10 protein-coding genes are annotated in these 12,261 nt (G+C 60.2%); 4 read left to right on the top strand and 6 right to left on the bottom strand.

Annotated features, from left to right (window positions below):
- Positions 1 to 111 precede the first annotated feature (111 nt).
- The 3 genes from FQ192_RS32800 to FQ192_RS32790 form a co-directional block, all read right to left on the bottom strand.
- Positions 112 to 1,398 (bottom strand): ATP-binding protein, encoded by a 1,287-nt coding sequence (locus FQ192_RS32800; protein ID WP_149662122.1) that lies wholly within the window; start codon positions 1,396 to 1,398, stop codon positions 112 to 114.
- Positions 1,399 to 2,106 (bottom strand): winged helix-turn-helix domain-containing protein, encoded by a 708-nt coding sequence (locus tag FQ192_RS32795; RefSeq protein WP_149662121.1) that lies wholly within the window; start codon positions 2,104 to 2,106, stop codon positions 1,399 to 1,401.
- Positions 2,107 to 2,404: 298 nt separating this feature from the next.
- Positions 2,405 to 3,013 (bottom strand): tRNA-(ms[2]io[6]A)-hydroxylase, encoded by a 609-nt coding sequence (locus FQ192_RS32790; protein ID WP_054047466.1) that lies wholly within the window; start codon positions 3,011 to 3,013, stop codon positions 2,405 to 2,407.
- Positions 3,014 to 3,172: 159 nt separating this feature from the next.
- Between FQ192_RS32790 and FQ192_RS32785 the strand changes: the two genes are divergently transcribed.
- A complete protein-coding gene (locus FQ192_RS32785; RefSeq protein ID WP_149662120.1) occupies positions 3,173 to 4,036 on the top strand; it encodes a universal stress protein in 864 nt (287 codons plus the stop codon).
- A gap of 127 nt (positions 4,037 to 4,163) precedes the next feature.
- On the opposite strand, the gene FQ192_RS32780 is transcribed toward FQ192_RS32785, so the two are convergent.
- Positions 4,164 to 4,634, bottom strand: a complete 471-nt coding sequence (locus tag FQ192_RS32780) for a DUF1289 domain-containing protein (RefSeq protein WP_149662119.1) — start codon at positions 4,632 to 4,634, stop codon at positions 4,164 to 4,166.
- 408 nt (positions 4,635 to 5,042) lie between these two features.
- Here FQ192_RS32780 and acnB point away from each other — a divergent pair, with 408 nt between their 5' ends.
- Positions 5,043 to 7,652 (top strand): bifunctional aconitate hydratase 2/2-methylisocitrate dehydratase, encoded by a 2,610-nt coding sequence (gene acnB, locus FQ192_RS32775; protein WP_149662153.1) that lies wholly within the window; start codon positions 5,043 to 5,045, stop codon positions 7,650 to 7,652.
- 59 nt (positions 7,653 to 7,711) lie between these two features.
- Here the strand turns inward: acnB and FQ192_RS32770 are convergent, their stop codons facing one another.
- Together FQ192_RS32770 and FQ192_RS32765 are read right to left on the bottom strand one after the other, a co-directional pair.
- A complete protein-coding gene (locus FQ192_RS32770) occupies positions 7,712 to 9,391 on the bottom strand; it encodes a SulP family inorganic anion transporter (RefSeq protein ID WP_149662118.1) in 1,680 nt (559 codons plus the stop codon).
- A 240-nt stretch (positions 9,392 to 9,631) separates the two neighbouring features.
- Entirely contained in the window at positions 9,632 to 10,912 is a 1,281-nt protein-coding gene (locus FQ192_RS32765) for a serine/threonine transporter (protein WP_149662117.1), read from the bottom strand.
- 268 nt (positions 10,913 to 11,180) lie between these two features.
- Here FQ192_RS32765 and FQ192_RS32760 point away from each other — a divergent pair, with 268 nt between their 5' ends.
- Together FQ192_RS32760 and FQ192_RS32755 are read left to right on the top strand one after the other, a co-directional pair.
- Entirely contained in the window at positions 11,181 to 11,564 is a 384-nt protein-coding gene (locus FQ192_RS32760; RefSeq protein ID WP_149662116.1) for a tautomerase family protein, read from the top strand.
- 33 nt (positions 11,565 to 11,597) lie between these two features.
- Positions 11,598 to 12,215, top strand: a complete 618-nt coding sequence (locus tag FQ192_RS32755; RefSeq protein ID WP_149662115.1) for a TetR/AcrR family transcriptional regulator — start codon at positions 11,598 to 11,600, stop codon at positions 12,213 to 12,215.
- Positions 12,216 to 12,261: the final 46 nt, after the last annotated feature.

The following is a 12,261-nucleotide window of genomic DNA, read 5'->3' as shown; positions in this document are numbered from 1 at the left end:
CTGCGTCCCATTGGAACGCGGAGCGTCCCTTGAAGCATTTCCCACGCTCTGCGTGGGAACGATCATCCGTAGGAGCGAGGCTTGCCCGCGAAGGCGTCCTCAAGAACGACACTAATCCAAATGCGCCCACGTCATGCGAAACGACGCCCCACCCCACGGCGAATCCGCCACTTCCACCTGCCCACCGTGGGACTGCGAAACCCGCCGCACCAACGCCAGGCCCAAGCCAAACCCACCGGTACGCCGATCCCGACTGGCGTCCAGCCGCGAGAACGGTTCGAAGATCTTTTCCCGCCCGTCCATCGGCACGCCCGGCCCGTCATCGTTGACCTGCACTTCGTAGCGATCATCGTTGCGCACCAGCGACACCTCGACGCGCCTGTCGGCATAACGAATGGCATTGCGCAGGAGGTTGATCACCGCCCGGGCCATGAAGCGCGGTTCGATCCGCACCTCATCAATCTGGCACTCGACAATCAGCAACTGCACCCCCGCCGCTTCCGCCTCCAGCGCCACACTGCCGACCACGCTGTCGAGCCAACTGCTGGCCTGGATATTCTCGCGGTTGATCACCGTGGCGCCACGCTCAAGGCTGGCGTAAGTCAGCAGTTCAGAGACCATTTCTTCCAGTTCGCCCAGGTCGGCGTACATGTCGGCGATCAGCTCGCGGTTCTGGGTCGGATCGGGTTGTTGCTTGAGCTGATCGAGCTCGAACGACAACCGCGCAATCGGTGTACGCAGTTCATGGGACACCGCGTTGGTCAGCTCGCGCTGATTGGCGATCAGGCCTTCAATGCGCGCCGCCATCAGGTTGAAGTGTTCGGCCAGGTCGCGGATGTTCGAGCGCTTGGACAGCTGGATCCGCGACGACAGATCGTTATCGCCAAAGCGCTCGGCGGCCAGGCGCAGTTTCTCCAGATCCCGCCAGTGCGGCCGCACCCAGAAAAACAGCACGATACCGATCAAAACCGCCAGCATCAGGTAGGCCGCCGCGATATAGAACGGCATCAGGCTGGGTTCCGCCGGGAGCTTGATGCTCAGCAGTTGCGAGCCGCCATCAATGGTGGAAATGAACTGCGTGTATTTCTCCCGAATCACCAGCATGCCGTTGGCCAACAGGGCTTTTTCCTGGTCATCGAGGGCCAGTTGATCAGCCTCGACCAGCGTCAGCCCCAAGCCATAATGCGGACGCAAGGCCTCCAATTGCTGCTCACGCCCCGGCCCTTCCAGGCCGCGCAACTGCTCCACCAGCGAATACGCCTGACCGCGCACGGCTTCGCGGTTGTAGGCCTGCATCTGGTTGTCGAGCAGTGCGTTGAAGGTGTGTTCGACCGTCTGCAACGCCAGCACCAGCCCCACGGCCAGCATCAGGTACAAACCCAGAAATAACCGCAGCATCTATAGCTCCCACGCGAACGGATTGAACAGGTAACCCTTGCCCCAGACGGTCTTGATGCACACCGGTTCCCGGGGGTTGTCCTTGAGTTTGGCCCGCAGTTTGCTGATGTAGACGTCGACGCTGCGGTTGAGGCCGTCGAAGGCGATGCCGCGCATGCGGTTGAGGATGTCGTCGCGGGACAGGATCTTGCCGGCGGCGCTGGCCAGCAGCCACAGCAGCTCGAATTCCATGGTGGTCAGCTCGATGCCCTCGCCCGCCAGGCGCACTTCGCGGCAGCTGCGGTCGATGCTCAAGTGGCCGAATTCCAGGGCGCTGCACACGCTGGTGTCCGGCGACTGCCGACGTTGCAAGGCGCGCAAACGGGCGAGCAGCACCGGGGGCTTGATCGGTTTGATCACGTAGTCGTCGGCGCCGGATTCCAGGCCGAGGATATGATCGAGGTCGTCTTCCTTGGCGGTGAGGATCACGATCGGCGTGTCGGACACGCTGCGAATCTCGCGGCACACGTGCAGGCCGCTCTGACCCGGCAACATCAGGTCGAGCACGACGATTTTCGGTTTGAATTCCAGAAATGCGGCCAACGCCAGGTCGCCGCGGTGCACCGCCCGGACCTCGAAGCCATGTTGGGACAGGAAATGCGCAATCAGCCCGGCGAGCTTTTCGTCGTCTTCCACCAGCAAAACTTTGCCAAAACCCAGGTTATCCATAACGACCGCGTGCCAACCCTTGTTTGAAGTGGACGGCATTATGGCGGCAATCAGTGACGAGACGGAGATGGCAGGCAGCAAAAACCGGCCGTGGGGGCCGGTTTTGGGTGATGTTTCATACTCTTAAGAGTTTTTAACAATATTGAATCAAAACATCACAGCCTGCGGATGACGTCGTTTTTGTAGGAGCGAGGCTTGCCCGCGAAGGCGGTGTGTCATTCGACATTGATGTTGGATGATACGACGCCTTCGCGGGCAAGCCTCGCTCCTACAAGGGGATATGCGGCGGTTGATTGGGTTATGCGGCCGTCGGGATACCGCTGTGGAAACGGAATTCCACGTCCGGCGATTCGATCAGCTCTTGCTCGGCAGCGCGAACCCGGTCGATGACCTGGGCGATGTCCTTGGCGTCGCCGTACTGATAAGCCAGTTTCAGGTAACCCTGAAAATGCCGCGCCTCGCTTTTGAGCAAGCCAAAGTAGAACTTGCCCAGTTCTTCATCCAGATGTGGCACCAGCGCCTCGAAACGCTCGCAACTGCGGGCTTCGATGAAGGCGCCGACCACCAGGGTATCCACCAGTTTCACCGGCTCGTGGCTGCGCACCACTTTGCGCAGGCCCGAGGCATAGCGCCCGGCGGAGAGCTGGCGCAGCTCGATCTTGCGCTTTTTCATCAGGCGCATGACTTGTTCGTGGTGCACCAGCTCTTCCCGGGCCAGGCGCGACATCAGGTTGATCAGATCCACGTGGGAGTGGTACTTGGCGATCAGGCTCAACGCCGTGCTGGCGGCCTTGAATTCGCAGTTCTTGTGGTCGATCAGCAAGGTTTCCTGATCGGCCAGCGCGGCCTGGACCCAGCCGTCAGGGGTGCGGCAGCCGAGGAACTCGTGAATTTCGGGAAGGATCATGGGGCTCACGGATAAAAGGTTCAAAACGAAGGGCGCCGATTATACGGGCTTGTCGGCAGACCACCAGTCGCCGCCATTGATATGCATCAAGTCCCGTATTCCCGAGCAGCAACTATAGTTGTCCAACGCAGTGTTCTTTACTTCCTGGAGATCCCGACCATGCAAGCCATCCGCAGCATCCTGGTGGTCATCGAACCCGAACACTCGGAAAGCCTGGCGCTCAAGCGCGCAAAGTTGATCGCGGGCGTAACCCAGGCGCATTTACACCTGCTGGTGTGTGATCGAAAGCATGACCACAGCGGCATGCTCGGCGTGCTCAAGGCTGCGCTGGTGGAGGACGGCTACAGCGTGACCACCGAGCAGGCCTGGAACGAGAGCCTGCATGAAACCATCGTCGACGTGCAGCAAGCCGAAGGCTGTGGGCTGGTGGTCAAGCAGCATTACCCCGACAGCCCGCTGAAAAAGGCCCTGCTGACCCCGGCAGACTGGAAATTGCTGCGCTACTGCCCGACGCCGGTGCTGCTGGTGAAAACTTCGAAACCCTGGGCCGGCGGAGTCATTCTGGCGGCCATCGACGTTGGCAACACCGACGGTGAGCACCGTACGCTGCACGCATGCATTGTCGATCACGGCTACGACATCGCCAGCCTGGCCAAGGCCCAGTTGCACGTGATCAGTGCGCACCCGTCACCGATGCTGTCGTCGGCGGACCCGGTGTTTCAGTTGCGCGAGACCATCGAGGCCAAGTATCGCGAGCAGTGCAAGGCATTCCAGGCCGAATTCGATATTGACGACGAGCACCTGCATATCGAGGAAGGCCCGGCGGATGTGCTGATTCCGCATATGGTGCACAAGCTGAACGCGGCAGTGATCGTGATTGGCACCGTAGCGCGGTCCGGGTTATCGGGGGCGCTGATCGGCAATACGGCGGAGGTGGTGCTGGATGCGGTGGAGAGCGATGTGCTGGTGCTCAAGCCGGATGAGATCATGGATCATCTGGAAGAGGTTGTGACGCGGCATTGAGGGGTGTGGTGTCAGTAATGACGCCTTCGCGGGCAAGCCTCGCTCCTACAGGGATCGTGTTGATCACAAATGTTGTGTACGACACATACCCTGTAGGAGCGAGGCTTGCCCGCGAAGCTTTTAAGCTTTAGTTGCCAAAGGCGTCCTTGAGGAACCCCGGCGCGATATAGCGCTGGTAATGCGCCTCCGACAGCAGGAAAAACTCCCGATCAATGGCATCGCGCAATTGCGGCAGGTTCCAGTCGCGAAACTCCGGCATCAACACCATCCCGTAGGCTTCCAGATTGTTGATCACCCGCGCCCCGCGAGCGATCAACTGGTAGGCCCAGCAATATTCCGACTGGTGCGGTACAAAGCGGATTTTGCGCTGTTCAAGCTGCAACCGCAGGCGCTGCGGGTCGAAAATCTCCAGCTTGCTGGCCATCACCTGGGACAGCAGTTGCTCAAGACGCAGCCATACCGCGCGTTTTTCTTCCTCGTTGTAACCGTTCCAGTTGATCACTTCGTGGTGGAAACGCTTGCAGCCACGGCACACCAGGTCACCGTAAACGGTGGAACAGAGGCCGACGCAGGGAGTCTTGATGGTTTGATTGGGCATAGGTAGGCAAAACACGGGAAAGCAGAACAGGTCGGCATGTTAGCCCTTTGTCTAACATTGATCACCCCTCAAAGTTAAAGGGCTAACTTACGTTTATATTTTTTTTGCCGTAGAATCAGCCAGCCTTTTAAGGCGCCAATGTCCGTTTGAAGCTGTTTTCAAAGCGTCACGAGCACAGTCGTTCCTTCAGAGCGGAGTTGGCGAAGGGTTTTTCCAGCGGGGAAAAGCTCTACGCCAACCCTCATCAGCTCCCCGTTCTGCAGGCGTAAAACTTTGAAAGCAGCTTCTGTAAGGAATGGTCGGTAATTCTGGCTAAGTGGCCCACAACGCCACGCAGCGCATGAGTACGGCCATTTCGGGATGAGCGTCCCGGACACCCATTTGGGACCACTGATGAGGGTAATAACTGTGCTTGAAGCCTACCGCAAACATATCGAAGAGCGTGCAGCACTGGGTATCGTTCCCCAGCCGCTTAACGCCGAACAAACTGCAGGCCTGGTCGAGCTGCTGAAGAATCCCCCGGCTGGCGAAGAAGCTTTCCTCGTTGACCTGATCACCAATCGCATTCCACCTGGCGTGGACGAAGCAGCCTATGTAAAGGCTGGTTTCCTGTCTGCCCTGGCCAAAGGCGAAGCAACCTCCCCCCTGATCGACAAGAAGCGCGCGGTTGAACTGCTCGGCACCATGCAGGGCGGCTACAACATCGTGACCCTGGTTGACCTGCTCGACAGCGCCGAACTGGCCCCGGTCGCTGCCGCTCAACTCAAGCACACCCTGCTGATGTTCGATGCGTTCCACGATGTCGCGGAAAAAGCCAAAAACGGCAACGAACACGCCAAAGGCGTGCTGCAGTCGTGGGCTGACGGCGAGTGGTTCAAGAACCGCCCTGTCCTGGCCGACAAGATTAGCCTGCGCGTGTTCAAGGTCACCGGCGAAACCAACACCGACGACCTGTCCCCTGCCCCGGACGCCTGGTCCCGCCCGGACATCCCGCTGCACGCCCTGGCCATGCTGAAAATGGCCCGTGAAGGCATCGTGCCTGACGCCCAAGGCGTGACTGGCCCGATGAAGCAGATCGAAGAAATGCGCGGTCAAGGCTTCCCTATCGCTTACGTCGGTGACGTGGTCGGTACCGGTTCGTCGCGTAAATCGGCAACCAACTCGGTCCTGTGGTTCTTCGGCGACGACGTGCCTAACGTGCCGAACAAGCGCGCTGGCGGTTTCTGCTTCGGCAGCAAAATCGCTCCAATCTTCTACAACACCATGGAAGATGCCGGCGCACTGCCAATCGAGTTCGACGTGACCAACATGAACATGGGCGACGTGATCGACCTGTACCCGCATGCTGGCAAAGTCTGCAAACACGGCACCGACGAAGTCCTGACCACCTTCGAAATGAAGACTCCGGTACTGTTGGACGAAGTGCGTGCCGGCGGCCGTATCCCGCTGATCATCGGCCGTGGCCTGACTGACAAGGCTCGCGCCGAACTGGGCCTGGGCCCTACCGATCTGTTCAAACTGCCTGAAGCACCTGTCGACACCGGCAAGGGCTACACCCTGGCACAGAAAATGGTCGGCAAGGCGTGCGGTTTGCCAGAAGGCAAAGGCGTTCGTCCTGGCACCTACTGCGAACCGAAGATGACCACCGTCGGTTCCCAGGACACCACCGGTCCGATGACCCGTGATGAACTGAAAGACCTGGCGTGCCTGGGCTTCTCGACCGATCTGGTGATGCAGTCCTTCTGCCACACCGCGGCTTACCCTAAGCCGATCGACGTGACCACCCACCACACCCTGCCAGACTTCATCATGACTCGCGGCGGTGTTTCCCTGCGTCCGGGCGACGGCATCATCCACTCGTGGTTGAACCGTATGCTGCTGCCGGACACCGTCGGTACCGGTGGTGACTCCCACACCCGTTTTCCGATGGGCATTTCGTTCCCGGCCGGTTCCGGTCTGGTGGCGTTTGCTGCTGCTACCGGCGTTATGCCGCTGGACATGCCGGAATCGATCCTGGTTCGTTTCAAAGGCAAGATGCAACCGGGCGTTACCCTGCGTGACCTGGTTCATGCCATTCCTTACTTCGCGATCCAGGCTGGCCTGCTGACCGTTGAGAAGAAAGGCAAGAAGAACGCGTTCTCCGGCCGCATCCTGGAAATCGAAGGCCTGGACAACCTGAGCATCGAACAAGCTTTCGAGCTGTCCGACGCCTCGGCTGAACGTTCGGCTGCCGGTTGCACCATCAAGCTGTCGAAAGACTCCATCACCGAGTACCTGAACTCCAACATCACCCTGCTGCGCTGGATGATCGGCGAAGGCTACGGCGATGCACGTACTCTGGAACGTCGCGCTCAAGCGATGGAAGCCTGGGTTGCCAACCCTGAGCTGATGGTGGCCGATGCTGACGCCGAATACGCTGAAATCATCGAAATCGACCTGGCTGACATCAAAGAGCCTGTGCTCTGCGCGCCAAACGATCCGGACGACGCCCGTCTGCTGTCCAGCGTTGCTGGCGAGAAGATCGACGAAGTGTTCATCGGTTCGTGCATGACCAACATCGGTCACTTCCGCGCTGCCGGTAAGCTGCTGGATCAGGTCAAGGGTCAGCTGCCAACCCGTCTGTGGCTGTCGCCGCCGACCAAAATGGACGCTCACCAACTGACCGAAGAAGGCTACTACGGCATCTACGGCAAGGCCGGCGCTCGCATGGAAATGCCGGGTTGCTCGCTGTGCATGGGTAACCAGGCACGTGTAGAGCCGAACTCGACTGTTGTGTCGACGTCGACCCGTAACTTCCCGAACCGTCTGGGTGACGGCGCGAACGTTTACCTGGCTTCGGCTGAGTTGGCGTCTGTTGCTTCCATCCTGGGTCGCCTGCCGACCGTCGAGGAGTACATGGAATACGCTGGCAAGATCGACAGCATGGCGGCTGATGTTTACCGCTACCTGTCCTTCGACCAGATCGCCGAGTTCCGTGAAGCTGCTGCGAACGCCAACATTCCGGTCGTTCAAGCCTAACGCTGCAACGCAATAGAAAACGCCGCCCATCGCGAGATGAGCGGCGTTTTTTTATGCCTCTATGGCGAGGGAGCTTGCGGCTCGGGCGGATTCAGGGCTTGCTGCACCGCGCCGTCGACACTCAACCCGCTGAGAATCACCTGCTCCAGTTCCTGCGCCGGCAACGTCGAGAGCACCGCTTTGGCCTCGTGCTTGAGCCGCGCCAGAATCAGCAATTTATCCTCGGCCCGCACCTGCAAAAAGAACCCTTCCAGCACTTCGATGCTGGTGCCGTCCAGATCCGGGGATTCTTCCAGACTGAGAATAATCGTATGCACCGGCGGCTCCGCATGGCGGGCCAGTCGCAGCGCGCCACCCAGGATGCGTTCCACATTGGCGAAAAACAGTGCCTCGCTGGGCCGTACGATCAGCACCCCGGGGATTTGCCGGGCGTCCGGATGACGTTGCACATCGACGTAATCGTGACCATCGCCCATCTGCCCCAGCACTTGAATATCCGCCGAGGACATCTGCTTGAGCATCAGCACCACGCTGATCACCACCGCCACCAGCAAGCCGTCCAGCACGCCCAACACCAGCACCGCCGCCACCGCACAGATCACCAGCACCCGATCGCGGCGCCAGATGAAATAGCGGCCCAGGGGTTGCAGGCTCAAGCCGCGCGCCAGGGCATGAATGACGATGGCCGCCAGCACCGGCTCGGGCGTCAGGGCGATGTAGGGCAACATCGTCAGGACGATCAGCAACACCACCAGCGCCGCGACGACGCCGGACAGCCGTGAACCGGCACCGGCCGCCTCGTTGGCCGAGGTCGCGGAGTAACCGGCGCCCGCCGGCATGCCATGGAACAGGCCCGACAACAGGTTCGCTGCGCCGAGGGCCAACAGGTCGCGGTTCGACGACACCCGGTCGCCATGCTTCAAGGCGAAGGAACTGATCGAGCCGTAGGATTCGGCATACAGAATCATCACCATGGCGAACGCCAACTCGCCCAGGCGCAACCAGTCAGCAAACGGCAACACCGGTAGTCGGGGCACTTCGAGGCTCAGGTCGATGACGCCGATCAGGTCCACGCCATAGGCCGGCAAGTTCAGCCAGTGACTGGCCGCGATACCGAGCGCCACCACCAGCAAACCGCCCGGCACCCGACGGAATCGTGCGCACACCGCCAGCACCAGCAGCGCCACGGCCGCCACCAGCAAACCGACCCGATTCCATTGCGGCCACTGTTCCAGCAGTTGCGGGACGAAACGGATCAGGTTGCCATTGCTCAAGTGCACGTCAACGATGCTCGCGACCTGCTTGAGAATGATCGTCACCGCCAGCCCGAACGCGAACCCGCGCAGCACCGGTTTGGCAATGAACGAGGTCACGCTGCCGAGTTTCAACAGACCGGCCAACAGGAAGAATCCGCCCGTCACCAGCACCAGGCCGATCGCCAGCGACAGGCGCAGGGCCGAATCGCCATTGGCCAGGGTGGCAGTGGCGGCGGCGAGCACGGCGGCAGAGGATGAGGTTGCAGACACAATGGCAAAGCGGCTGGTGCCCAACAACGCGTAGCACAGCAAACCGGCAAACAACGCAATCACCCCGGCCTGGGGCGGCACCGCGGCGATGCTGGAATAAGCCACGGCCTCAGGCAGCAGCAAACCGGCAATAGACAGCCCGGCCAACAGGTCCTGCCAACGGTTGGGGGTATCGGCACGGGGTTGCACCGAGGCGCCTTGAGCACGAGCCATGCAGCGTCTCCAGAGAAAGATCAACAGGCCGTCCAAGACGCGTCCTTGAGGGCTCTAGGGTAGTCGTTTATCCGCTGGGATGCGTGCGCTGGGTCAGGTGCGTTGCAAGGATTGGGCGTGATCGTTCCCACGCTCTGCGTGGGAATGCAGCCCGGGACGCTCCGCGTCCCTTTTTACAGCTGGAACGCGGAGCGTCCCTTGAGGCATTCCCACGCAGAGCGTGGGAACGATCATGTGTTATCAGACGGTCAGCGAATAGATCAACGCCGAAATCGCCACCAGGCCCACCGCGGTCACGAAGACGTTGGACGCCTGGCCGCGATATCGCGCCATGGCCGGTACTTTGCGGATCGCGTACATCGGCATCAGGAACAGGATGGCCGCGATGACCGGTCCACCGAGGGTTTCGATCATGCCGAGGATGCTCGGGTTCCAGGTCGCGACGATCCAGCACACCACCAGCATGAAGGCAGCGGTGATGCGGTCCAGGTTTTTAGGCGACGGGCGTGCACCAGATTTGGCGATCAGGCCTTTGAAGCCTTCGCTGGCGCCGATGTAGTGGCCCAGGAACGACTTGGAAATGGCCACGAAGGCAATCAACGGCGCCGCGAAGGCGATGGTCGGGTTGCTGAAGTGGTTGGCCAGGTACGACAGGATCGACAGGTTCTGATCCTTGGCTTCAGCCAGTTGCGCCGGGGACAGGGTCAGCACGCAGCTGAAGACGAAAAACAGCACCATGACCACCATCAACAGGTGGGCACGGGACAGGATCTGCGAGCTGCGCTCTTCGGCGTGATCGCCGTAGCGACGCTTCTGGTCCACCGCGAACGCCGAGATGATCGGTGAGTGGTTGAACGAGAACACCATCACCGGGATCGCCAGCCACAGGGTGCGCAACAGCGCCGACGGCTCCGGCAGCGTGGACGCGGTGCTGAGAATGCCGCCGTTCCAGTGCGGAATCAGGAACACCGCGAGGAACAGCAGCGCCACGATAAACGGATAAACCATCAGGCTCATGGCCTTGACGATCATTTGCTCGCCACAGCGCACCACACCCAACAGGCCGAGGATCAGCACGAGCGACAGCAACCACCGGCGTGGCGGCTCAATGTGCATTTGATGCTCAAGGAAACTGCCCACGGTGTTGGTCAGCGCCACGCTGTAAATCAACAGGATCGGGAAGATCGCCAGGAAGTACAGCAAGGTGATCAGCGCACCGGCACTGATACCAAAGTGCTCTTCCACCACTTCGGTGATGTCCGCGCCTTTGCGGCCGGACAACACGAAACGGGTCAGGCCACGGTGGGCGTAGAACGTCATGGGGAACGCCAGCACCGCCAGGACCATCAACGGCCAGAAGCCGCCCAGACCCGCGTTGATCGGCAAAAACAACGTACCCGCCCCGATCGCCGTGCCAAACAGGCCGAGCATCCAGGTGGTGTCATGGCGATTCCAGCTTTCGAGGGTCGCTGGTGTCGCCGCTACATAGCGTTCGTCGACGCTATTGGCCTGATCATTCATCCGGTGGGATCTCCGCATTCCGGTCAGTTGCTACCCGGTCAGGACGAGTCGGAAAAATCCGACAGGCAGCGCCCTGGCCGAAACAGGGGCGCGATTGTCCGGGATTAATGAGCAGAAGCAAAGACTTAGCTGAGGAGCGGTTGTGCGGATCAGATGCGCCGAAGGACCTGCACCCGGCCCCGTGTCAGGCACACAGGCAAATTTCAGTTTTTTAAAGTTCAAATGTCATGTATTTTTAATCGACCTTCAGTCCGTCCGGAGTCATCCCATGCCACTGGTTCGTGTCGACATCAAAAAGCATCAGGATCCCACTTTCGCCAAACGCGTCGGCCAGCTGATTTACGCCGCCATGCGCGGCACCATCAATGTGCCGGAACACGATAATTTCCAGATTCTGGCCGAGCACGATGAACAGCATTTCATCTTCGACACCGAATACCTGGGTATCCAGCGTACCGACAGCCTGGTGGTGATCCAGATCACCCTGAATGAAGGCCGCACCCTTGAGCAGAAAAAACGCCTCTTCAAAACCATCGCCGAAAGCTTGAATACCGAACTGGCGATACGCCTGGAAGATGTTTTCATTAATCTGGTGGAAGTGAAGAAAGAGAACTGGTCGTTCGGCAACGGGATTGCCCAATACGCCGTTTGATGCCGCCCCGCCCCCTCTACCTGTGAGCCGCTGATGCCTCGAGTCTCCCGCAAACAAGCCGACCTCAACCGCGAAATCATCGTCGAGGCCGCCACACGGCTGTTTCGCGAGCGCGGCCTGCATGGCATCAGCGTCGTCGATGTGATGGGCGCCGCCGGCCTGACCCATGGCGGGTTCTATGGGCACTTCGAGTCCAAGGAAGCCCTGGCGCAAGAGGCCTGCAGCCGGGCATTCAGCCATTCGCTGGAACGCTGGAAGCAGAAAATCGACGACAGCGGCGACCAACTCTCCGCTCGCGCCAGCATCATCACGCCTTACCTGTCGGCGGCCAATCGTGACAATCCTGGGGAAAGCTGCCCGGTCACGGCGTTCGCCGGCGACATGTGCCACGAAGCCACTGAAAGCGGTTTACACCAGACCTACACCCAGGGCCTCGAAGCATTGTTGCAAATGCTCACCCCACTGATGGGCGCGGATCAGCCCGAAGCCAATCGGCAACGAGCGTTGGTGGACTACTCGCTGATGGTCGGCGCCCTGACCCTGGCCCGCGCCACCCGCGGCGATGCCCTGTCCGATGAAATCCTCGATGCCGCGCGGGCGTTCCTGACGGTCGACGACACCACTCAGAAACCGGTAACGCCGACCCTGTAGGAGCAAAGCTTGCTCGCGATGGCGTCCTTATAATCGCCATCGCGAG

The sequence above is a fragment of the Pseudomonas sp. ANT_J12 genome (assembly GCF_008370045.1).
Taxonomy (GTDB): Bacteria; Pseudomonadota; Gammaproteobacteria; order Pseudomonadales; family Pseudomonadaceae; genus Aquipseudomonas.
This window is presented reverse-complemented; position numbering and strand designations above follow the sequence as displayed.